The 24245-nt window shown below is 41.8% G+C and carries 21 protein-coding genes; 4 read left to right on the top strand and 17 right to left on the bottom strand.

The annotated features are described in order from the left end of the window. Positions 1-32 precede the first annotated feature (32 nt). The 4 genes from F0220_RS16255 to F0220_RS16240 form a co-directional block, all read right to left on the bottom strand. Entirely contained in the window at positions 33-383 is a 351-nt protein-coding gene (locus F0220_RS16255; protein ID WP_223199995.1) for a DoxX family protein, read from the bottom strand. Positions 384-652: 269 nt separating this feature from the next. Further along, positions 653-2587 carry a fructose-1,6-bisphosphatase gene (locus F0220_RS16250; protein WP_105598895.1) on the bottom strand — a complete coding sequence of 645 codons (1935 nt, stop codon included), beginning with the start codon at positions 2585-2587 and terminating at the stop codon, positions 653-655. 256 nt (positions 2588-2843) lie between these two features. Further along, entirely contained in the window at positions 2844-3560 is a 717-nt protein-coding gene (locus F0220_RS16245; RefSeq protein WP_105598894.1) for a class I SAM-dependent methyltransferase, read from the bottom strand. 66 nt (positions 3561-3626) lie between these two features. After that, on the bottom strand, positions 3627-4535 hold the full coding sequence (locus F0220_RS16240) for a LysR family transcriptional regulator (protein WP_105598893.1): 909 nt from the start codon (positions 4533-4535) through the stop codon (positions 3627-3629). Positions 4536-4679: 144 nt separating this feature from the next. On the opposite strand from F0220_RS16240, the gene F0220_RS16235 reads away from it, so the two are divergent. Then, positions 4680-5699, top strand: a complete 1020-nt coding sequence (locus F0220_RS16235; RefSeq protein ID WP_105598892.1) for an alpha/beta fold hydrolase — start codon at positions 4680-4682, stop codon at positions 5697-5699. A gap of 255 nt (positions 5700-5954) precedes the next feature. On the opposite strand, the gene F0220_RS16230 is transcribed toward F0220_RS16235, so the two are convergent. From F0220_RS16230 to F0220_RS16210, 5 genes are all read right to left on the bottom strand, one after another. Then, entirely contained in the window at positions 5955-6995 is a 1041-nt protein-coding gene (locus F0220_RS16230) for an NADH:flavin oxidoreductase (RefSeq protein WP_105598891.1), read from the bottom strand. A 205-nt stretch (positions 6996-7200) separates the two neighbouring features. Beyond that, entirely contained in the window at positions 7201-7776 is a 576-nt protein-coding gene (locus F0220_RS16225) for a TetR/AcrR family transcriptional regulator (RefSeq protein ID WP_105598890.1), read from the bottom strand. 254 nt (positions 7777-8030) lie between these two features. Next, positions 8031-8594 (bottom strand): GNAT family N-acetyltransferase, encoded by a 564-nt coding sequence (locus F0220_RS16220; protein WP_105598889.1) that lies wholly within the window; start codon positions 8592-8594, stop codon positions 8031-8033. A gap of 402 nt (positions 8595-8996) precedes the next feature. Further along, positions 8997-10163 carry an MFS transporter gene (locus tag F0220_RS16215; RefSeq protein ID WP_223199707.1) on the bottom strand — a complete coding sequence of 389 codons (1167 nt, stop codon included), beginning with the start codon at positions 10161-10163 and terminating at the stop codon, positions 8997-8999. Between the two features lie 408 nt (positions 10164-10571). Further along, on the bottom strand, positions 10572-12434 hold the full coding sequence (locus tag F0220_RS16210) for a beta-glucoside-specific PTS transporter subunit IIABC (RefSeq protein ID WP_105598887.1): 1863 nt from the start codon (positions 12432-12434) through the stop codon (positions 10572-10574). A gap of 267 nt (positions 12435-12701) precedes the next feature. On the opposite strand from F0220_RS16210, the gene F0220_RS16205 reads away from it, so the two are divergent. After that, on the top strand, positions 12702-13454 hold the full coding sequence (locus tag F0220_RS16205; RefSeq protein ID WP_091021020.1) for a MurR/RpiR family transcriptional regulator: 753 nt from the start codon (positions 12702-12704) through the stop codon (positions 13452-13454). Between the two features lie 92 nt (positions 13455-13546). On the opposite strand, the gene F0220_RS16200 is transcribed toward F0220_RS16205, so the two are convergent. From F0220_RS16200 to F0220_RS16190, 3 genes are all read right to left on the bottom strand, one after another. Next, positions 13547-14725: an MFS transporter gene (locus F0220_RS16200; protein WP_105598886.1), complete on the bottom strand. Its 1179-nt coding sequence runs from the start codon at positions 14723-14725 to the stop codon at positions 13547-13549. Between the two features lie 133 nt (positions 14726-14858). After that, positions 14859-16283: a glycoside hydrolase family 1 protein gene (locus F0220_RS16195; protein WP_105598885.1), complete on the bottom strand. Its 1425-nt coding sequence runs from the start codon at positions 16281-16283 to the stop codon at positions 14859-14861. 305 nt (positions 16284-16588) lie between these two features. Further along, positions 16589-18100, bottom strand: a complete 1512-nt coding sequence (locus F0220_RS16190) for an FAD-dependent oxidoreductase (RefSeq protein ID WP_223199706.1) — start codon at positions 18098-18100, stop codon at positions 16589-16591. Positions 18101-18263: 163 nt separating this feature from the next. Here F0220_RS16190 and F0220_RS16185 point away from each other — a divergent pair, with 163 nt between their 5' ends. Then, on the top strand, positions 18264-18833 hold the full coding sequence (locus tag F0220_RS16185) for a TetR/AcrR family transcriptional regulator (RefSeq protein WP_076327468.1): 570 nt from the start codon (positions 18264-18266) through the stop codon (positions 18831-18833). Positions 18834-19132: 299 nt separating this feature from the next. Here F0220_RS16185 and F0220_RS16180 read toward each other — a convergent pair whose 3' ends face one another. From F0220_RS16180 to F0220_RS16165, 4 genes are all read right to left on the bottom strand, one after another. After that, entirely contained in the window at positions 19133-19561 is a 429-nt protein-coding gene (locus F0220_RS16180; protein ID WP_223199705.1) for a nuclear transport factor 2 family protein, read from the bottom strand. A gap of 520 nt (positions 19562-20081) precedes the next feature. Further along, complete coding sequence (locus F0220_RS16175) at positions 20082-20786, bottom strand: hypothetical protein (RefSeq protein ID WP_223199704.1); 705 nt, start codon at positions 20784-20786, stop codon at positions 20082-20084. A gap of 125 nt (positions 20787-20911) precedes the next feature. Continuing rightward, positions 20912-22294 carry a sensor histidine kinase gene (locus tag F0220_RS16170; RefSeq protein WP_105598882.1) on the bottom strand — a complete coding sequence of 461 codons (1383 nt, stop codon included), beginning with the start codon at positions 22292-22294 and terminating at the stop codon, positions 20912-20914. A gap of 41 nt (positions 22295-22335) precedes the next feature. Next, the gene (locus F0220_RS16165) at positions 22336-23043 is read right to left on the bottom strand and encodes a response regulator transcription factor (RefSeq protein WP_105598881.1); all 708 of its coding nucleotides are present in this window, start codon (positions 23041-23043) and stop codon (positions 22336-22338) included. A gap of 158 nt (positions 23044-23201) precedes the next feature. Between F0220_RS16165 and F0220_RS16160 the strand changes: the two genes are divergently transcribed. Beyond that, the gene (locus F0220_RS16160) at positions 23202-23459 is read left to right on the top strand and encodes a GlsB/YeaQ/YmgE family stress response membrane protein (protein ID WP_091021013.1); all 258 of its coding nucleotides are present in this window, start codon (positions 23202-23204) and stop codon (positions 23457-23459) included. A gap of 124 nt (positions 23460-23583) precedes the next feature. Here the strand turns inward: F0220_RS16160 and F0220_RS16155 are convergent, their stop codons facing one another. Further along, a complete protein-coding gene (locus tag F0220_RS16155) occupies positions 23584-24243 on the bottom strand; it encodes a TetR/AcrR family transcriptional regulator (protein WP_091021012.1) in 660 nt (219 codons plus the stop codon). Positions 24244-24245: the final 2 nt, after the last annotated feature.

Below are 24245 nucleotides of genomic sequence, written 5' to 3'. Positions count from 1 at the left end.
TTTATATCGCCATCATGCCTTAAATAAGTCGTTTAAAAGAAATGATACATCGACACCATCAAGCTAAGAACAAACAAAATGAGTGCAGGAATGGCCTTTTGTATGGGGTCTTTGGCTAAAACAATCAAGGTAAACGCCCCAGCAAGCATCGTTCCACCTAGAAGCACACCCGCCAAAAGTGCAAAAATAGGTATCCATATGCCAACGATCATACCAATGGCTCCCACAATCTCAAACGAACCGGTCAGAACATTAAAGTAAGAGGGCAATCCAAATCGTTTGAATTCGTCGGCCATTTTACCCGAAATAATTTTGCTTCCTGTGAATAGGAAAAAGAGACCTAAAAGAATCTGTAAAACGGTAATAAAAATGAACATAGCTATCCTTCTTTCATTAAGTTGTACATATAGGATTAATATATGCTATAGCATGTATTTTGTGTGATATGATTCAATTTGTCAACCTTTAAGAGATATTTAAAGTACACTAACTTCCTTTCAAAGGATACCACCAATCCAAAATTTACTCGTATTGAATTGATTGTTCATACAATGAAATTAATAATATCTGATGTCGATTAGAAAATTAATCACTTTCAAGTACATGCTATAACATATGCTTGAAAGTGATTTTAACGATCTAACCGCAATTCCTATTGAACAGGGTTACGATACTCCAGAAGGTCCTTCAAATTCGAGATTTTCTGCAGCAGCTTCTCCCCAACATTGGTTTCCTTCACCAGTTTCCGTTCCAGTTCTTTGTCCACCAGTCTTTTCACAGACAATACGTCCGTTCCGTTGCATAACACATCTTCTTTTGATTTAAATTTCTGGTGGGCGACGAGCTGCATGCCAAAAGAATTGTACAGCAAGGTATATCCGGCAATGCCTGTGGTGGATTGATAGGCTTTGGAAAAACCGCCGTCAATCACGATCATTTTTCCGTTTGCTTTAACAGGGCTCTCTCCACTTATTTCTTTGACTGGCGTGTGCCCGTTAATGACATGTCCATGATCCGGATTCAAATCAAACTCCTGCAAGATTCTTCGACAGATCTCTTCATTTTCACGTAAATGGTAGTAAGGATTTTTTTTCTCCTTATGTGCTTCTTTTTCTTGAATAAAATAACGTTCAAAAGTGGTCATTTCTCTCTTGCCAAAGAGTGAGGAACATTCCCCTGTCCAGATGTACCATACCATATCCGTCGCCAGATCTTCTGTTTCTTCCGGATGTGCAAAGGCGTAACGTAAATAATCCTCAAAAACATCAAGCAATTGACGGCCCGCATATGTCTTGTCTTCAATCTGCATTTCTTCCATATTTCCTTCTTCATCCAAAGGAATACAGCCGTGGATTAACAAATTCCCATTGTATTTTAAATAAAGGCTACCCTTTTTCATGAGGAAATTCATATGTCTGGCCATCTTTTCGGAATGCTGAACGGAGAACAGCAGTTTTTCCATCACCTGGCGTTCTTCCTCCAGCAATTGTTCAGGCTTCTGCGGATTTACGGTTGCGAAACAGGTGTTTTCCAGCAGGTAGGTTTTACCGCAGATGTTGATTTCATTGTTGTCGTAATCAATCTGCTCCAGCAAAAGTCTTTCAGACATATTAAAGTATGGGCGTCTCTTGATAATCGGAATTTCAAGTTTAAACTGAATCATGGCAATGGCTTGGTGAATTTTGGTGATCTGCAGAATTTCCTGCTCCGATACATTATGGCCAGCCTGTAACTTAGGTCTGAAGGACGGATTGTCTTCATAATATTTCTCCGCCAGATTTAGCAGTGGGCGCAGATTGATTCCGTATACATCTTCAATGATGTCCAGATTGTCATATCTGGCGCAGATCCGAATAATATTCGCAAGGCAGACCAGAGAACCTGCGTAGGCTCCGATCCAGAGGACATCATGGTTCCCCCACTGTATGTCTACAGAATGGTAGTTGATCAATGTATCCATAATTTTATCGGGGTACGGCCCCCGGTCATAGATATCTCCAACCACATGAAGATGGTCAACCACCAGGCGTTGTGTCGTATAAGCAAGGCCGATAATGAGATTGTCCGCCTGGCCCAAGGATATAATTTGCCGATATATTTCCTCGTAATAAGGATCCTTATTGTTGGTCGAATCCGTCTTGTATAAAAGCTCTTCTACAATATATACATATTGCTCCGGCAGAGCTTTACGCAATTTTGAGCGTGTATACTTGGAAGAGGCATAAGAAATAAGCTTAAGCATGTGCTCAATTGTTAGTCTATACCACTGGTTCAAAGCCTGTTTATTGCTCAGTTCCCCTATAACCAGCTGTATTTTTTCTTCCGGGTAATAAACCAATGCCGCAAAATCATGGATTTCTTGATCCGTCCAAGTTTCCCGGAATAATTCTTTGATCTTCTCTTTGACGGTACCCGAACCGTTTCTTAGTACATGCTGAAAAGCCTGAAACTCCCCATGCAAATCACTGACAAAATGCTCGGTTCCCTTCGGGAGATTGGAGATCGCTTCAAGGTTGATGATCTCTGTTATGATTTTTTCTTCCGTATCATATTTCTCGGCCAATAAATCTAGAAACTGCTCATCCAAAACAGATGTCCCCCTTCAAGGAAGTATGGTGTTGTGTAGCCGGGTCCAAAAGCTTTAGACCTATATAAAATTACACGCTATACTTGGTATTGATTATATGATAATTATCAGCATCGCCTTCCCCCATCATACTCCAGTTCATCATATATGAACAAATTTCATTGAATGGATTTGAATGAAATTTGTCTGTAGTTATTTTAGGAATAAGAATTGTGTTCAATGGGTACTTGTCCCTCGATATTTTCTTCACTAACTGCTATTTTACACAATGAAAAATAAACGATCTATTCTCAGAATTTGCTTGTTTAAATTCCCAATCACCATATGTTTTGATTTTTGAAAAACCGATTTGTTTCAGCGACTCTTCGAATTCTTCTTGATTTCGAAACCTCAGCTGCATTTTTTCATGAACTAACACTTTGTCTGTTTTGGTATTTTTTACAATTTCATAGAAAGTGTAAATATCTCCCTCAAACCCTTCATATTCTGTGTGAATTTCTAAAGGATCTCCGCTTAGTCTATCTTTAGCGAAGTCAGGAGTTTTGTCCTTCTCCCATTCTTCCCATACTTTTACCAAAGGGTTTCTTGTATCAAAAATAAAGTGCCCCCCCATTTTTAGGGATCGGAATACGTCTGAGATCACTCGCTTCCAACTATCATCTGTAAGAAATACCTGTGCAACATTGGCTGTCATAATCACCGCATCATAGGTATTGGTTTGTAAATCCGCACTATCACCTATAATCCAATTCACATTTCCAGAATTATCTTTACTTCGCGCCATCTCAATCGCTTCTTCATTGGGATCTATAGCGGTAATTTTATAACCGCGCTGAACAAGATGAGTAGTCCATCTTCCTGTTCCACAGCCCAGGTCAGCTATAAATTCTACTTTTTGTCTCTTTAACAATGCAAGGAAAAATTCATCGTCTTTTCCCCAATGGTTAATCTGGTCATATACTAATGGAATCATAAATAATATTTCCCCACTTTCAACAGCGTTTTACTGTGCTCAACAGTTTGATGTCTCGTACATAAGCTATACGGTTTTATTCTCACTCTGTGAACCAAAAATTTCCCTGGTTGCTTCTATAAAAGATAACATCATTGGTGAAATCCATTTGTCTTTATGCCACAACATCTGTGTATATACCTGCAAGTCCGGAATTTGCCATGGGAGGACAACAAGTTCTCCACGTTCAACTTCAGACTCCACGACGATCTCAGGAAGAAAGGCAATACCGATGCCTGAAATTGCACATTGTTTAATGGCTTCAGCACTTTGAAACTCTAAATATGTAATGCTATCAATCCCCTCTTTCTCAAATGACCGATCAAACATCGTTCGATATGGACAACCCTTCTCATTTGTCAGGAACACTTCTTCATGAAAATCTTCCAATTGCAGCACAGTTCGTTTGGCGAGTGGGTGATCTGGAGCAGCTAACAATCGGAAATGTTCTTCCAGCAAAGGTTCCACGGAAAGTCCACTCGAGCGAATGGGTTCATCCAACATATAAACAATATCCGTGGTTCCCTCAAAGAGCGTTTGCTTGAGCTCTTGATTCGGCACTGAGCGGAAAATTAGGCGAACTCCCGGATGCTGCGAACGAAACCGTTGGAAGACAGGTGGAAGCCGGTAGGAGCAAATAACCTCATTTGCACTTATCGTTAAGGTACCACTTAGTTTTTCATTATCATGGACAGCACTGCGAGCTTCGTCCATTTTTTCAAGAACGCCTTGGGCGTGTGTTAAAAAGCGTTTACCCGCAGTTGTGAGCGCGAGTTGCTTGCCCAACCGATCAAAGAGGCGAACACCTAGCTCATCTTCCAATGCTTTAATTTGCATCGTGACGTTGGAAGGAACGTAGCTCAGCGCTTCTGCTGCTCGTGTGAAATTCAACGTTGTTGCAACCGTACAAAACGTATTCAGTTGACGCAATTCCATCCAATGATCCCCCTTCATCTTTCAATTTTATTGAATACTATCTTGAATTATATTCACTTTTATTGAGGGTAACACAGCTCTATACTCAGTACAAGAGATCACAGTGAACATGTGGTTTTTCATTTTGAAGGGAGCTATTATACGATGGATTATGAAATTTTTAATTTGGGTGATGTACTCTTACAATCAGGAGTGACGTTACCAAACGCTTTTCTTGCTTACAAAACTTACGGAAAATTAAATGAACAGAAGGATAATGTTATTGTCTATCCAACGGCTTTTGGGGATCAGCATGTTCAGAATGAATGGCTTATTGGCAGTGGGATGGCACTGGATCCAGAGAAATATTTTATTATCGTTCCCAATTTGCTGGGGAATGGACTCTCTTCCTCTCCCAGTAACACGCCTCTTCCATTCGATCGGGCTAACTTTCCACAGGTAACCATCTATGACAACGTTCGATTCCAGCACCAACTGCTGACCGAAAAATTCGGTATTCAAAAGATTGCTCTCGTCGTCGGGTGGTCGATGGGAGGCATTCAGGCATTTCAATGGGGGGCAAGTTACCCGGAGATGGTCGAACGAATCGCATCTTTCGGAGGCATCGCCAAACCTTGGCCACACACATTTGTGGTCCTGGAAGGCGTGAAAGCTTCCCTGCTATCTGCAGTTGGCTTCGACTCAAGTAAATTAAACCAACTAAGTTCGACAGACATGCGTGCCGTTGGTCGGGTCTATGCAGGATGGGGACTATCACATGCGTTTTATAGAGAAGAGCTTTACCGTGAGATGGGATTTGACACATTGGAGGATTTTGTAGCTGGTGTCTGGGAAAATAGCTTTATGAATATGGATCCGCATAATGTTCTGGCCATGTTATGGACAGGTCAACATGCAGATATCAGTGCAAACCCCTCCTATAACGGAGACTTTGATAAAGCACTTCATAGCATAAAAGCTTTTGCCTGTATCATGCCCGGAAGCACGGATCTCTTCTGCACTGCGGCCGATAATGAATACGAAGCTAAGCGTATACCTAATGCTGTCTTGAAACCAATCCAATCGATCTGGGGCCATTTTGCTGGTCGTGGAATCAACAGTGCCGATAATCAATTTATTGATGACAATCTAAAACACTTGTTGTCACTTAACACTAATGAATAGATCGTCACTTGCATGGGATGTCTGTCAGGCCTAGCAAGATTCCCTGTTCTGCTCTAAACAGTGCAATTTTCCATTTAGATACCTGTACCTCTGCCAGTCTCATTTCTATGGCTTTCATCTTTAGTTCCACCGGATAACTCACTCTGGTTGCTATTACAAATACACCTCCAAGATGATCTCCCTATCTTACGACAAGGTTTCATTCTCTTGAAGGTGTGTTTGATTAATACATATTCCTAATGATTATAACTACAATTAAGTAAGTACAGTCATCGCCTCTCTTGTAAATGGAACCAGATCACCAGTACGTCCTTCTTGAATTTTCTTAGCCCATTCAGGGTCGACCAGAATAGCACGTCCAACAGCAACCAGATCAAACTCATCATTCTGAAGTCGTTGTACCAATCCCTCGATACCGACGTTACTTGCGCCTTTACCTTCTGTGAACAGACTTGTAAAGTCACCATCAAGACCAATCGATCCAACAGTAATTGTTGGTTTGCCAGTCAGTTTTTTGGTCCATCCAGCAAAATTCAGATCAGACCCTTCGAATTCCGGTTCCCAGAAACGGCGTGTGGAACAGTGGAAGATATCAACTCCAGCTTGAACCAACGGTGCGAGAAGCTGCTCCAGTAATTCCGGTGTTTCAGCCAATTTAGCCTGATAATCATCTGTCTTCCACTGAGATAAACGCAGTACAATAGGGAATTCCGATCCCACTACTTTACGGCAAGCCTCAATCACTTCAACTGCAAAACGTGTGCGAGCCATCATATCTCCACCATAACGATCCGTACGAGAGTTGGTTTTCTCATACAGGAATTGGTCGATCAGATAGCCGTGTGCTCCATGAATTTCAACACCATCGAACCCAACGCGTTTCGCTTCTGAGGCTGCTTGTGCGAATTCCTGAACGATTGTTGCAATCTCAGCTTCCGAATAATCATTAACATGACCCTTGGCTCCCATATGCCAGATCTGTGGAATAATTCGACCGCCAGCTTCATGTACTTCAGATACAACATGTGCCCAACCATTCATTGCAGCTTCGCCATAAAAGTGCGGCACATTGGCTTGATTGGATGCATCCGGATGATTAATTATTGTCCCTTCTGTCACAATAAGCCCCACTGCGTTCTCTGCTCTGCGGCGGTAATAGCCCGCAACATTCGAACCCGGGATACCGTCCGAAGAAAATTGACGCGTCATCGGCGCCATCACGATCCGATTGGATAACTTCAAGTGACCTAACTCTATAGGTTGGAACAATGCTTCTACGGATTGAGAATAATTCATAATAACCTCCACAAATTTTGTTTTATATAAATTGACCTAGGAGATGTTAAACAGCAACCAGCCTGGTTAACAGCTAGACGTTATTTCCAAATGAATCAATACACGCTTTTTATCGAAAAGCCCCACCTCCTTCAAGGTTTCGTGGTGGTTTAATCCGCCTTCAATTATTTTTGACTTTGTAGTCAAGAATTTCACAAAAAAAAGATCAAGACATGATCATGCCAAATGAAATACGCAGAACCGTCTCGATCTGTTCACGGGATGAACCTGATTTCTCCATAACTCTCACACCAAGAATGGTGTTATTTAGGTAAGATGCAAGCTCTATACTCGTATACCGGGTGGAAATTAATTGTTGTTTCTGGCCACTACTTATGATCTTCTCTAATACCAGTTGAACCTCTTCTACCATGAGCTCAGCTTCGCGTGTGACCTGCTCGTCATCTGTTCCGAATTCGAGTGATGCATTCACAATTAGACACCCTTGGCAGCCAGTTTCATCGTCTAGAAGGGAATATCGTAAGGCATCCAGTTTATCAACGGGAGACGAATCCAGGGCTTCAATCTCTTTCAGTTTCGCTATAACCTGTTCACGGTAAAGTGCCAGCGCCTTCAGGAACAACGATCGCTTGTCTTTAAAAACACAGTACAAACTTTGCTTTTTGACTCCTGTAGTACGCGTAAGGTCCTCATAAGAAGTTGCTTTGAAGCCTTGATTCCAGAACACTTCCATAGACTGGTGTAATACACGATCGACATCAAATTCTCTTGGTCTGCTCATGGGATTAATGTATCAGTTATTGACCGCGCAGTCAAGAACTGATCGTTTTACATCCTATTTGAAAGAAGATGGTTACAATGGATAAACATAAATTTTTATATAAATGAACAAAAATCACCGATCCTCCCCAAAGTTTGAAGACTGGTTCTTCATATGTCCGTTTTTAATGGTCCTTACATTAAACTAAACACAAAAGAGAATGGTGCTATATTTAACTTGACTCTATTCATTTCCACAACTCCATTGAATGCGGTCTAACTCTTCCGGTAAGCAACCTTGTGAAAAGCATTGATATAACGAAACAGTGCTTCACCATCGTCAGGCACATGCGTATTTGTATCCAGTGGCAGCATCATTGCCTGATACGGCTCTGGCACCATTCTATATTGATGGACATAGGAGGTTAGGATGAACCCGTTGCGTTGCCAGAACTGAATGCGTTCCTGATGAGCCTCCGTTGTCCCGAACTCCGCCTCGATAATCATACCTTTGATCCGGTGTTCCCTTAACGCCCAGGCTCTGATCTGCTTCAGCATCCAGGTCCCTATGCTCAACCCTCGCAGCTTCTGTTCAACCGCGAGGTAATCGATGATCAGGATGCGGTCCGCAACCTTCCCCTCCAGTCCAGTAACAGCCATCGCAACCACTTCTCCATGATGCATGCCCGCGTGTAAATAACCAATTTTGCGGTCCAGCATACTGTGCAAAATCGCTTTTGTCTTAGCACCGCTTTGAAAAGCCTCATGATAGATTCGCTCCATCCGCGCCCACAATGCTTCATCCCACTCCTCTATAGTAGTAAACTCTAATTCAAGCATCTCCTTCGCCTCCAGCGTTAATTCAGATTTTCGTGATCACCCTTCTCTTGCCTGACGATAGGCTAATACAGTCATTATACTTTTTATGAATTTTATTACAAACCTTCAACATCAGATAACAATGAATAAAACAAAAAATGCTGTAATAGTGACTTCAATGGCAGTATGTTATCGTCCCGCGACATTTGTAGTGTAACTATTGATTGTCTCGGGTTGGATACTGACCAAGTCATCAACTGGAAAATGTAGGATAGTTCAGACTTTATTACTCTTTAAGGTTAATGAGTTATGAATTATAAAACAAAGAAAGCAGCTGATCACTTGGGTCAGCTGCTTTCTTATTGTTATAGAGGTTTTGTATATCGTTAACCGGCATGTATCAAAGAAAGATAATACAAGTGATTATTTATTGCAAAGATTGTTTCGTTTGTTTTCTTTTAGATAGAGAGTTTCAAGCAGCGTTGTTACGATGCCAATCACAAGGGCAAGCGCACCGATCCATGGAATATAGTTCAACAAGTTGTGGTTGACAGCAATACCCCCAACTCCAGCTCCGGCAGCCATTCCAACTTGTCCAATCGCGCTATGCAGACTCAGTACAATGCCAGAAGCGGCAGGAGCGAGACTTATAAGCTGAAATTGGATCGGCGTACCTGAGGACCAGGCTGCTAGTGCCCAGAAAATAAGTAATATATATAGAAGAAATATGGATTGGCCTATAAACGGGAACAACAGTAATACAATGGCATGGAGTATCATTCCACCAGCTAGGGTACGGAATGTACCCCATTTATCTGTACTGAGTCCTCCTATTTTGGAACCAATAGCACTGGCAATACCAAATATAAACAGGGCTACCGTTACACCTTGATCACTCATGTTAAATATATTTAGGAGATACGGCGAAATGTACGTAAATAAAATGGAATATGAACCTAACCACACGAACGTAATCAGCAACGCTGCTGCAATACGGGGTTGCATAATGAACGTAAACTGATCACGCAAAGGAACCGCTTTTTCAGCAACGACTTTAGGTATGATCAGCAGCGCTAGGCATAAGAGAATAAGTCCGGCTACTCCAAGACCAATAAAGATAATGTTCCAATCATAATGGGAAGCTACAACCCTGCCTATAGGTACACCGATAACTAATGCCGTACTATTTCCCATGATAACAGTAGCAATTGAACTGCCTTGTTTGCCTGGAGCAGCCAAAGCTGCAGCAAGAGTAAGGAGCGTAACCTGAATAACACCGGCACTAAGTGCTGAAATAATTCTAGCTACGATAAGCATCTCATATCCTGTGATCGTTGCAATTAAAATGTTAACAACAGAGAATACCGTTAATGCATAAACTAAGAGCTTTTTTCGGTCTAATTTAGATGTAAAAGCAATTAAGAAAGGAGTCCCTACACCAAAAGCTATAGAGAACACAGTAATGAGCTGTCCAGCAGAAGAAACTGAAATGTTGCTAGATTCAGCTACTTTGTCCAGGATTCCGGCAATAACATATTCTGATGATCCATTAAGAAAACTAATTACAGCTAATAAATATATTTTCCACATATTTTTCAACAATTGCACCTTCTTATTTCTATATTTCTAGAAAAATAGATATATTAAATATTCTCAACCAGATACTATTGAATTAGTAGCTAGAGACTTTCCCACAGAAAAACAGCCCCTAAGCGAATGGTTAGATTCATTTGTGTTCCACCTTTCAGTGTTAAATCCATAAGAGATTCTCATTTGCATAACTTATGTTACTTTTATTGTTCAAATAAATATATACCTTTCAGCCTTTTAGTTTGAATTAACATGAGATCACATTTGTTACTCAAATGTTACGCAGTGTTTTGTATCAGCTTAATATTATGTAGAAGGAGTTTTTTGGGTTTTGCTATGCAACATCAAGACAAAAACGACAGTATTCCAAAGATGCTTTGGAACACTGTCGTTATGGATATAACCAGATTAAACTTTGACTGTATACATCCATTCTTTTTCAAGAATATTGGTACGACCAGCTGATTCCACATCGGTATATTGATGCATATTCGTAATAATGACCGGCGTAATCATGTTGTAACCCGCTTTTTCAATCTCTTCACGGTCAAATTCCATCAATAGGTCGCCTACGGATACTTTTGCTCCAGCCTGTACCTTTGGCGAGAAAAATTGGCCTTTCAACTTTACCGTATCAATCCCAATGTGAATGAGCATCTCTGCGCCAAGATCACTTACGAGACCAATAGCGTGACCACTCTTAGAAACAGAGAATACTGTGCCGTTAACTGGGGAAACTGCACGTCCTTCTGCAGGTTGAATGGCAAATCCTTTACCCATCATTTCTTCTGAAAAAGCAGGGTCTGGAACCAGGCTAAGTGGCTTAACTTCCCCACTGATAGGGCTGAATATTTGTTCATCCTGTAATTCAGTGTCTTCAGTTACTACAGATATAGTTGCAGACGTTGCTGATGGTGCAGGTACCTCTTCCTGGAAGCCCAGAATATAAGTAATGACGCTAGCGACAACGAATGCAATCAAAGCAGCAATTAGTGCATAGAGCAGGTTGCTAATGTCTGGACCGACATATGAGGCAGCTCCCGGAAGACCTACAGTGCTAATGAAATAGGCTTTAACCGAAAAGGCTCCCAGAAACGCTCCAGCGACTGCGCCCCCAATGAGCGCTGCAATAAATGGTTTTTTGAATTTCATGTTAATTCCGTACATGGCTGGCTCCGTAATTCCCATAAGAGCGGTCAGTCCTGTAGAATATGAAAGTGATTTGGTTTGGGTATTTTTAGACTTGAAGCCCACACCAAATGCGGCACCACCCTGGGCCATATTAGCTGCGAACATTAATGGAACGATAAAATCGTAACCAAGTGTTGCAATCGAACCAACTGCAAGCGGCAACAGTGCGTAATGCATGCCAGTAATAATCAGTACAGACATCGTGCCACCAATTAAAATACTTGCAAAAATGGATGCGTTATCAAATAACCATCTGATACCCCCAGATAAACCGTTTCCAATAATGCCACCCAGTGGCCCGATCGCGATCAAGGTTAGCGGTACCATAATAAGTAACGTTACAGTGGGTACAACAATCATTTTGAGTGAAGCATGCGTAACATGGTCTATAGCTCTCTCCACGTAAGCAGAGATCCAGATTGCAATGACGATGGGAATAACCGATGATGCATAGGATGTAGCAATAACTGTAATGCCTGCAAACGATGTATTACCCTCTTGAAACAAGGCTGTAATGGTTGGGTGCATAAGACCAGCCGCTAATGCAGCTCCCACATAAACATTGCTACCCATTTTCTTCGCAGCACTAACGGCCAGAAGAATAGGCAGGAAGTAGAATGCACCATCGCCAACGGCGGATAAAATGATATAGGTTGAGCTTGTATTCGTCATCCAACCAAGAGCCACCAGAATGGACACGATCCCTTTGATCATACCTGCGCCAGCAATTGCTGGCAGAATTGGCGTGAACATGCCCGAGATGAAGTCAAATAATGCGCTGATCGGATTCCTTTGTTTCTTTCCACCTTTTGGAGCACTCTCTGCGTTAGGCTTCATGCTCATATTGGTCACTAGTGCTCTGTACACTTCGGAAACTTCATTGCCAATAATCACCTGAAACTGTCCACCGTTTTCCATTACACCCATAACGCCAGGTGTGTTTTTTAACGTTGTTCTGTCTGCTTGATTGTTATCGTTTAGATTGAATCTGAGTCGAGTCATGCAGTGTGTAACTTGATCGATATTCTCTTCCCCACCAACCAGTTTGAGAATATCTTTGGACAATTGTTGTTTATCCATGTTGTAAGGCTCCTTCGACGTATAATAAGGTATTCTCTGACCATGGACGCGTCTAGCCAGTTATAATGGAAGTGCGAAACATATGTTATAACGTCATGTTACTCAGAACAGAAAAGAAAATATATATGATTTAAGTGTTTAGTTTCCTTTGACACGAGATGATTTTTGTTACAAAAATGTAACACGTTGTTTTTTAAACAAAGGTAATGTATACTGCCTAAGCAGGTTACCTATTATTTTTATTATGGTCTAAGGGAGTGCATATCCATGTTCACCAGTGAGCAAATCTCATCCTATAACGAATTGGAACTATCTTTATATAACTATATTTCTCAGAACATGGAAAAAGTGGCGTACATGCGTATCAGAGAACTGGCCGATGAAACTCATGTATCTACAGCCAGCATTCTGCGATTTTGCAGAAAGAATCAATGTGAGGGATTTTCCGAATTTAAAGTAAAACTTAAGATGCTCGTTTCCCAACAAGATAAACTAACGAAGCAGGAGTTGAAAAGTCCACATCATGCAGTGTATGGGTTTTTTGAACGTTCTCAAGCTCCTGAATTGGAGGAGAAAATTCGGACGGCAGCAAAGTTAATTGCTAATGCCAGTAGCGTTATTTTTATTGGTATCGGGAGCTCCGGAATAATAGGAGAGTATGGAGCCCGATTTTTCTCAAATCTAGGGATCTGTTCCGTGTACATAAAAGATCCTCATTACCCCATCCATACCAGAATTCAAAAAGACAGTGTTACGATTGCATTATCTACGCGAGGTGAAAACCCGTTTGTGCTACCTTATCTCCAACGGATCAAGCAGGAGAAAAATAAAATTGTGGCGATAACGAACGATCGCCAATCCACCATGGCTAAAATATCAGATGTAAGTATCCCTTATTATGTAAAAGAAGAGTATTACGAATCCACGAACATCACCACTCAGGTTCCTGTTACTTTCCTGTTGGAATGGCTGGGACGAGAGGTTTTCAAAGAAATGGTAAATACAGAATTGGAGCTATGAGAAAGAACTCGATCTCTCTATAAATAAAGACCAGAAAGAGAGCCTTTTGGGCTCTCTTTTAAGTCACTATGGCTCTCGATGGGATGAGTACGTTAGACGCTTTCCATTACTTTTTTCCTTCGTGTTGCTGCAATTTGCGTCATAATCATTAGAATGATGATCACAATCATTCCAATCATAGCAGGTGTGAAACTATTGGAAGCATCATGAATCCAGCCTAGCAATATTGGACCCAGCGCTCCAATAACATACCCGGCAGATTGCTGCATCGCTGACCAGGAAGTTGCATCGTTCACATTGGTTGTAGAATCAATCGGTAACATCAGGTTTAAGGTGAACAAGCCCCCTGCTCCAACTCCAAAGAGTACAACGGAAACCATCGGTATGAAATTCATCATCAATAAAATCAACCCAACAATCATGAACAGAGATTCACCAACCATCCATACTCTTCTTGAAGGAAAGTTCTTCAATAATACTGGAAGGACAAAGCTAATCGGGATTTGGATGACAACAAATATGGTCAGACAAAGCGTTGCATAGGATTTGCTATACCCCATTTCCTGAATCATTAACGGGAGCCACGCTGTAAAAGAATAAAACAACATAGCCATTAATCCAAATGAAAGCGTAAGCGTCCATGCGCTTCTATTTCCCCAAGGAAGTTTAATTATCGGACGTTCTTTTATTTCACTCACATTAGCATTAGCAGATTCAGATCGAGGCTTCACCATGATCCACCAAATGATCGCTGCTACAAAGGCAATGACTGCCCACCCTCCTACTGCTATCTGCCAAGAGTTGAAGTATGTCTTTAAGGGAATCGATACCATTGAACTGACCGCAGCCCCTAAAGTGATTGCAATACTATAGAGTGCAATCATAGATGGAACATGATCGGGAAAATACTTTTTAATAAAACCTGAAGTTAACGGGCCGATCGAAGCGATCCCGATACCTACGATCAATGCTGATAAAAGTAAAACGGACGTAGACTGTGTAAATAGCCGAGTAGCTATTCCGATTCCGACCACGATCAGGGAATATCCTATGATTCGTTCTATTCCCCATCTCCCACTTGCTTTGACGGCAAAAGGTGAAAATACGCCCATACATAGTACAGGTATTGAAGTTAGCAAACTGGCTAGTGCAGCGCTCATCCCCAGATCCTCCCGAATCGTATCTAGCAGCGGAGATATGGAATTAATAGCCGGGCGCAAATTCAATGTAGCAACAAATAAAGCAATAATTAAAAACATTTTTCTTCTCATCTTCTACTCCCTAATCGTTCAAATATCAATTATTAGACTAAGAAAGAGCCGCTGACTGGCGGCCCTTTCTTAGTTTTATTCTGTAGGCCTTTAAGCTGATCTGTATTCAACAATGTTCCAACATTAGCACCTGCTACTCACGAAACAAGCTGCTCCCGTTGCTCTGAATGACATCTTTATACCAGTGGAAGGACTTCTTACGATAGCGTTCCAATGTTCCTGAACCATCATCATGACGATCCACATAGATAAAGCCGTACCGTTTTTTCATTTCTGCAGTTGTTGCACTAACCAAATCAATACAACCCCATGATGCATATCCGATTAATTCAACACCATCTTGAATGGCTTCAGCGACTTGAAGCAAGTGCTCCTTCAAATATTTAATGCGATAATCATCAATAACGGTTTTATTACCATTTTCGTCCGTGATCAGTTCATCTACGGCTCCTAATCCATTTTCAACGATGAACAATGGCTTCTGATAACGATCATACATTGCATTCATGATGTACCTTAAGCCTTTGGGGTCGATCTGCCAACCCCAATCACTCGCAGTCAAGAGCGGATTAGGAACACCACCAATCAGGTTTCCTTCTCCTTTAATTTGCTTGGCAGGATCAGCCGTTTCGCAACTACTTTGATAATAGCTAAAGGAAATAAAGTCAACGGTGTTTTTCAAAATTTCTTCGTCGCCAGGCTCGAAATGAATGGTAATCCCGTTATCTTTCAAATAACGTTTCATGTAACCTGGGTAATAACCACGCACGTGAACATCCGTAAAACCTGTGTTCTTATGATCCGCTTCCATCACTTTGATCATATCATTAGGGTCAGGAGTCAATGGGTAAATCGGCATAGCAATGACCATACAACCAATTTTGAAATCCGGGTTAATTTCATGCCCAATTTTAACCGCCATTGCACTTGCAACAAACTCGTGGTGAACCGCTTGGTACAGGGCCTGTTTGCTAAGTTGATCCTTATGCGTGTTAATCCCGCCACTTGCAAACGGGTGTTCAAGAATCGAATTAATCTCGTTAAATGTGAGCCAATACTTCACTTTGCTTTTGTATCTCTCAAAAATGGTTCGCACATATCGTTCATAGAAATCGACCATTTTTCGATTCGCCCAGCCATCGTATTCCCTAACGAGATGTAGAGGAGTCTCATAATGAGAGATCGTAACTAGAGGTTCAATCCCGTATTTCCGGCACTCGTCAAAGAGGTTGTCGTAAAATTGGAGACCTTTTTCGTTTGGCTCAAGTTCATCCCCTTTCGGGAAGATTCTGGACCAAGCTATAGACGTACGAAAAACTTTGAAACCCATTTCTGCAAGAAGTTTAATATCTTCTTTATATCGGTGATAGAAGTCAATCGCAAATAACTTCATATTATCCTCTGTTGGTTCAATCGTCGGAGGTGTCTGAATGCCGTTTGGCATGATATCCTGAATGGAAAGTCCTTTTCCGTCTTCTTGGTATGCACCTTCAATTTGGTTTGCAGAGACGGAACCTCCCCACAAAAAACCATTCGGAAATTGAAATGTTTGACTCATTTGGTAAGCCACCTTTCTTTTAAACCTTGAGCGGATCTGGATATAAATGAATCTCGCTTTATCGGTTTTTTATCATGTATTTGTTTTCACAACTTATGTTACATAGATTAATGCATAAAATACATGTTATTTCGTATTTAGTACAAGGTATCAGAGATTCACATTTGTAACATAAAAGTAACGTAGTGTTTCATTTTTTTAAAGGATTGTTGCATGTTAGCTCAAAGGTAACTGTACTTCTAACACGCCATCATAATAGACACAAAATAAAAAAGCCGTCAAAATGACGACTTCATCATGATAAGTTATCCATTAAAAGAGGCAGGCTCAAGTGTTTCCAGCAGTTTCTTAATCTCTTCATCATATTCGGGTTGGAATAATGGAATGATCTCATCTAATTTTTGCTGGAACAAATCCGAATCCTGGACACGAAGCGCTGCTCTTAATTCAATTTCTTCTTCTGAACCATTGTCGTTTAGAATCATGTCCAGGACATCCGCTTTGAAATATTCACTTGGAGGAAGGATCAAAGCATTCATTAGGAATTGCATAAAAAAGAGATGGTTATCTTTTTCCTGATCTGCTTTTTTCATCGCTTGCTTCGTAAATAAGTTGATATATTTCTGAGCAAAATCCACTCCTTTCAGTTCATAAGGCCCACCATGTTCTACCCCTCTCCAACGCAGGTCAGCCACGGAACTAAGCCACCAAGCCGGATCGATGGCCTGCTGCATACGAAGCAATATGTTCCGTTCAAACTGCGGATCGGGATGCAAGCGCTTTGCTTCCAAAGACTTTCCTATAGTCTCAGCTTCGACCGCAGCAACGGTGATACCTTGTCCGTGAATAGGATCAAAGCTACAAAATGCATCACCAAGGACGAGTAAACCAGAGGGCCAATCTTCCATGAGTTCAAAATGCTGACGAACAGACTCGGAAATACGGTACCCCCTAGGCCCTTGCAATGGCTCCAACTGCTCCATTAACTTCACAATTTTATCTGAAGCAAATAGATGCTTGATTTGATCTTGAAACTCTTCGGGCTGAGTGGACGGATACTCATCTCCTCCAGCATTGAAAAGAATGAGTCCAGCGATATCATCCTCAATGCGCGTAAATATGCCTGCACGAATACCTTGCTCAGGATCTGAATCAGACATCACCCATTCGTTCGGAATGGAGGATTTAATGTTGTAATAACGGGTGCTATAACCAAGAGATACCTTTAGCACTTCTGGTTCTGGCACATTCAACCCTAATTTATCAAGCCACCTAATCAATTTGGAAGAACGTCCTGAAGCATCAATAACCATATCCGCTGGAAGTTGGTCTTTCCTTTTTTCACCGCTTCTTTCTTTGATATAAATGCCTGTAACAGCATGCTGGTCTTCAGATACGATGAGTCCAGTAACTTCCATACTTGTTAAGAAGCTTATATGAGGGATATTTTGGATTCGTTTGCGCAGCACCCATTCCAGCAAAGCTCTGCTGCACGATGCAATTTTAAATGAAGAAGGATCCTCCTTGTTAACTAATGTACCGTATCGATTAGTAACTATAAGCTTCTCATCGTGTGAAGAGATCGCTCCCAATGCTATCAATTCGTCATTGTATCCTGGGAAGTAATGTTCCATAATCAGCGCGCCGCGTGGTTGTACGCGGTGTGGATGAAAAGATTGAGGCACACCCTGTCGGTTATTTGGCTCCGAAGGGAATTCATCCCTTTCAATCACACATACTTCCTCATAATAATCAGCTAACATTCTTGCAGTAATTAATCCAGCAATCCCTGCTCCGATCACCACAGCTTTTTTCATGTCGGACACCGAAGATTCATCCTTTCTAGAAATTAGATTTTAATCTACACTTGTTGAAAAATCAAAATATTACTTATAATACCAATATAATCAAAATTTCTTTTATAGTAAGAATCAATATAGGGATGGTATATAGTTAAACTACGATATGGAAGTGGTGTAGATGAAAATCAATGAAAAAAAGCTTGATTTAAGAGTTGCCCGGACTCATAAATTGTTAATTACGGCCTTTAGAGATCTGTTATCTGAGCAAGGCAAACTATTCAGCAATATCACGATTAATGAGATATGTGACAAAGCGATGGTTCACCGTACAACGTTTTACAAACATTTTGAGGATAAATTTGCGCTGTTATCCGCTACCCTCACGTGGGTTCTTCAGGATTATTTACAAATGAGTATAGAAGATCGGCTTCGGCAGCCCTTGCAAAGCCTATCTAGATTCATGTTGGAGAATTTACTGGAGCCAATTGTTCAAAACCAGAAGAATGACAAGGGATTTACTGACTTTTTCAAAAACTATATCGGAGATATATCCAGAAGAGATTTTCTGGAACTAAAAAGAAGAGGAAAACCATTTTCACCTCCCATAGAACTCTTAGCCGAATATCATTCAGGGGTCATTAGTTTACTTGTGACGTGGTGGATATATCATCTTGAAGAAGATGTTACGGCGGAACAGATGGATGAGTATTACTATCAAATGGTTAACGAGAAAATCATGTTAGACTAGCATGAAGCTCACTCTACGCTACGCACATAGCAAAATTATCCCATATGACATATTTTCACCAGAATAAGAAGGTATCTTATTGTTGAGATAAAATAAAAACCGATGGGCATTTTACTTATGTAAAGTCCCATCGGTTTCTTTGGTTTTAGGATAGTTCGATTGAAGGCCTCAGATGCTGTGAATCTTAAATATAAGTCGAAAAAATTATGCCTACTGATCAAAAAAATGGGTTACTATGTAGCAAATCAGCAATGGTTGCTTACCAGAGACCTATGAAGTAACAACCACCTATATTCATCTTACGAGTTATATTCATTGTAAGCATCTTCAGTCGTCTGCACGTTCTTCAGATACACAATCTGCCCTGACTCGTTCACACGCATAATATCTATACCCGCCTTCGCATACACCGTGCCATCTACTGCTTGCCCGCATACTGCCCAGTTAGTTCGATAACTGCCGTCGGGCTGAAGAACCCATGCATCCCACATATGTTTAATGTCTTTATTGTATTCATAAAAAGTCTTAATAACCACCTCGAATCCTGTACGACTGCTACCGTTTGAAACAATTTCAGGATTCTGCGTGAACAGGGATAACAAATCCTTCATAGCCCGGTCGTCAGTGCGAGATGCATCAAACAAGCGAAAATAGTTATTTAACATCGTGATGTTTGCATCGGTGTTCAGTGAATTGTTAGTATTGCCAGCGGTTGCTGTATTGGACATGTTATTACCTCCTATATTGTCTATACTGTCTTATGCAGTGTAGTTTCAGTTCGAATATTTTCGAACTGTTTGGCCTGAAAAGAAATATATCACACTTCCCACATAGCTGCAATACATAATTCGAAAATTTTCGAACAATAAAAAGAGGTTGAAAATGCTAGTATCTATCTTATGAGAACTCTAAGAATTCCCTACAGGTTCAGAGAGAGGTCAATCGAGGGCCGTTTGTTCGAGGTTGATCTTGTGCAGAAAACGGACGGGAAGCTTGTAGCCAGACATGATTGGACGCAGAAGCTATAGCCGGATTTAACCGCTCATCGGGGACGAAACGTAACAAAGTTTCAGTTTGCAAACTCGCTTATCATGGGTTGCATTTGCCCAAGCAGCGCTTCATTTAAAAGTCCTAAAATGAAGCTAACCCTCAATACTCCTTTTCAGGATGTAAGAGGGTTAACTTTCATTTTATACAGGTGTTAAAGGTGGATCGAATGAATGGCTTGCCAACATCGATCACTAAATATTAGTCCAGAAGGCTGAAGATCTGAATGCTCTCTACCTTGGCATCCTTGATATGAAACGACATCACATCCACATAATTGGATGGCTCGTAACGGAAATCATCCTCCTCATCAGGGGCTCCATCACCAAGCAGTTTCCCCTCAGGGTATGCGTTTTTGAGTGTATCCAGGCTATCTCCTGCTTTAATGTTTCGCACTGTCGCGTACTTAGGATCTGTGATTTCGATATGAAAGATGGAGTCTTGTTTCCCCTTCGGTATACTGATTGTTTTAATCTCCAGACCAGGATACGTGTACACTTTTTCCGTAAAACCGATTAAGTTATCCATATTTGTTCCATCGTCGGCACTGTACGTATGAGATTTCAGGTTATCCGGTTTGCCCAGCATCTGTTCCATCTGATCTTCATTCGCTGTATCCGAAATCGCAATGGTGTGCTCATTATAGACAAAAGCAAGTTCCTTCAGCACCACATTGCCTTCCTTCTCCATCGAACCTTCTTTAATAGCTTCAGTACCCTTTTCTTCAGAACTTCCGGAAGCAGGCGCAGTAGCATTTGTTGCACCTTCGCCTGTGTTCTGTTCATTTGCAGTGTTCTGTCCGGTTGCTGGCGATGTAGCTTCACTGGATTGACAGCCCGTTAATGCCACCGTTAGTAAAGCACCTAGTACGATAAAACCTGCAGCTTTGTTTATCAATTTCATCATGATCCCTCCATAAATGTGTGATTTGTTCTTATGAAGTGATTATAAATAAAACATTTGTTAGTCTCATAACAGAAATGTACCAATCTTGTAACGTTACCTATTTAGGCTTGGGTTTAGATGCAGGTCTACGCACGAGGCAAAACAATTGTAACGGTTGTCCCTTTTCCCACTTGACTTTCGATGTCGATATATCCATTAAACCGCTCTACAATCTCTTTGCAAATGGAAAGTCCAAGACCTGAACCGTTTGCTGTACTTGCATTTTTCGCCCGGTAAAAGCGTTCCTGCACTCGCTCCAGCTCGTCGCCCGCGATGCCTATGCCTTGATCACGTATCCGTATAACTACCTCACTTGGCGTATGTTCCAACTTCAATTCGATCAGCGATGGACTGCCTGAATATTTGATGGCATTGTCTACAAGGTTGGCGATCGCATGGGACATCAGCATTGGATTCACGTTGGCGTGCACTCTTGTCGTACCCTCATCATCCGGTTCTTCCTCCGCCTGACTAACTCTGATCTCGATCCCTTTATCCTTAGCCTTCGCTCCCATATTCATTACAACTTGCTGAATTAGTTCGTTCATTTCGGTCTTCTCGACTTCCAAATCGTTAGAACCAGCCTTATCGAATCGGGATAGCAACAACAGTTCATTAATCAAGCGGGTGAGCCGATCCGATTCCTGCAACAGATGAGCATAGATTTTTTGCAGCTCCTTGTTCTCGGTCTCCCCTTCAACCAAGTATTGAGAGAAACCACGAATGGCTGCCAAGGGTGTTTTTAACTCGTGAGATACGTTGGAGACAAATTGTTTCTGGTACTGAATGTAATCATGAAGCTGCCGCCCCATGGAATCCAGCCCATCTGCCAGCATGCCCAGCTCATCCTTCCGTTTTAGATGAACTCTCCGAAACTCCTGTCTGGAGAAACTTTGCGCAGCGCCAAGCAGTATCTTAATCGGCTTGGTTGTGTTGCGCGCAATCCACAGGCTGGATAACGTAATCAGCACAATAAATCCGCCTGCACCGACAAACAGGATATAACGAATTTGATCCATGATCGCATAAAAGTAGGAAATGTCATCCACGAATTCATACACATAAGCGTTTTCGTAGAATTGATCCTGAATGGGCGTCGCAAAATAAAGCAGATGATCTTCCGTGACGGTGTAGGCATAACTGCCCCTTAGTGCTTTCTCAATATTTTTGTCAAAAATAAGCGGTTTGCCATCATTAATGATGATGCCATCCACAGCTAGGCCCAGCAACTGCTTGGAGCTGTCATAGATACGTACTTCCTTGCCTGAAGCTTTCAGCTTCTCCAGAGCAAGTCTGACAATTTCCTTCGTCTGGGGCTCTCCTGACGAGGACCTATGCTGTGCCAACACCTCACGGAAGGACAACTCCGACAGATCTGCCTTCTCCATCATCTGTTTCTCAATGGTAACGAAGCTATAGTAATCGATAGCTTTATTTACCGCAAAAATGATGATGCCAAAAGACAGCACGGAGAAAAATAAATAATTCAGCAGTAACCGGGTTGCATACTTCAGGCCTCGCCACCTCCAAGTTGATAGCCAAATCCATAGATCGTTTTGACGTACTTCGGTTCGTCCGCGTTATCCTCGAGCTTCTTCCGTAGTCGCATGATGGTCATATCCACACTGCGACTGTCTCCCATAAAGTCATATCCCCATCCAATCTGCAGCAGCTCATCCCGGGTATAAATTTTGTCTGGCCTTTTGAGTAACGTTTCCAGTATTTTGAACTCTTTGGCCGTTAAAGACACGGGTACACCGTTTTTAAGTACCCTGCGGCTTTCCAGATCAAATGTCAGCTCTTCATGAATGATGCGTGTAGATTTCACTTCTGTTTCTTCGCTGGATTCTTCCTTGCTCTCGTTTCTTCTCAGAATCACCTTGATCCGAGCGAGCAATTCACGATTGTCAAAGGGTTTGGTCATGTAATCTTCCGCCCCTAACTCTAGTCCGAGCACCTTGTCGATTACCTCGTTTTTGGCAGAGAGCATGATCACAGGAATGGCACGTTTTCCGGTAATTACCTTACACAAGTCATATCCGGAGCAGTCTGGCAGCATCAGGTCAAGTACCACTAAATCGGGTTGAAAAGAGTCGAGCAGCTGCAGGCCCGTTTTGCCGTCCTCTGCGGTCTGCACATCATAGTTTTCTCGCCTTAGCACCAGCTCAATTAAATCTCGAATTGCGATTTCATCATCAATGACTAGGATTTTCTTCAAATGTACAAGCACCCCTATCTAGCTTGTTCTCCAGCTTCAATCATATATTAACCCATATTAGCACAGACGCTTTAGATTCCTCCACCAACAGGAAGATGAGGTATATTCCAACGAACCCAACATAACTTGTATTAAACCCGAAGAAAGGCGAACAATCCATGGATCTGCTCTGGGTACTCATTGTTGGTGGACTTATTGGTTGGTTAAGCGGCAACTTGATTGGGCGAGACGTACCGGGCGGTGTACTTGGGAACGTTATTGCGGGTTTTATCGGTTCCTGGTTAGGAACGGAATTGCTGGGACCAAGGGGACCGGTGATTGGCGGATTTCATATTATTCCAGCCATTGTTGGCTCGGTTATTGCCCTGCTCATCTTCTTCGCTCTGGCACGTGGCGGAGCCTTCCGAAGACGTTAACAAAGAGAGGCGGAAACCGATCCCGTGGTTTATTAGTACGGGATAAACATAAAAGGACCGAAAGTATTCATCGATAGAAGATGAATGTTTACAGTCCTTTTTTTATATTTGAACAAAATCGCATTCAGTATGATGGTTGATCTTCCTTTTGAACGCTACGAGGCGCATAAGCGCAAAGAAAGACACGTACCCCTTCAGTGATGATACGTTTGGTTTGTTCCTCTTCCAATGCCTCTGTTTTTCTAGGTTGATTAAATACCAATAAAAACGTTAATGCAGCGAAGTGCTTTGTAGCCATTTCAGGATCGGGCACATGGAGCAATCCGGTTTGTCCAAACTCTGTAAACCTCTTGATAATCCCCTCTTCAGTGGCATTATCCAGCCTATCAAAAAACGAGTCTGGCAGGTTGGCGGTTTCCACCATAACCAGACGGATCAAAGCCATGTAATCGGACGAACCGTTCGCAGAAGCTACGATTTGTTCGCAAAATAAGATGAGCGCCTGCTTCAGATCCTCGAATTCCAAGAGGTGATCTGAAATCCCTTGCTCAATCATGTCAAGAACCGCCAAACTGGATTCTTCAACAACGGCAAGCAGTAGATTCTGTTTGTCGCCATAATAATCATAAACTGTCCGTTTGGAAACTCCCGCTTTAGCTGCGACCGCATCGACGCTGGATCGATCAAACCCATCGGAAAGAAACAGGTCTCGTGCTGCCGCAATAATTTTAGCTCTTTTGTCTGAAGAGCCTTTGCGGATTTTCTTGTTTTCCGTATAATCCATTC

This window comes from Paenibacillus sp. 37, assembly GCF_008386395.1.
Lineage (GTDB): Bacteria > Bacillota > Bacilli > Paenibacillales > Paenibacillaceae > Paenibacillus > Paenibacillus amylolyticus_B.
The sequence above is the reverse complement of the archived record's forward strand: the minus strand, read 5'-3'. Positions and strand labels throughout refer to the sequence as shown.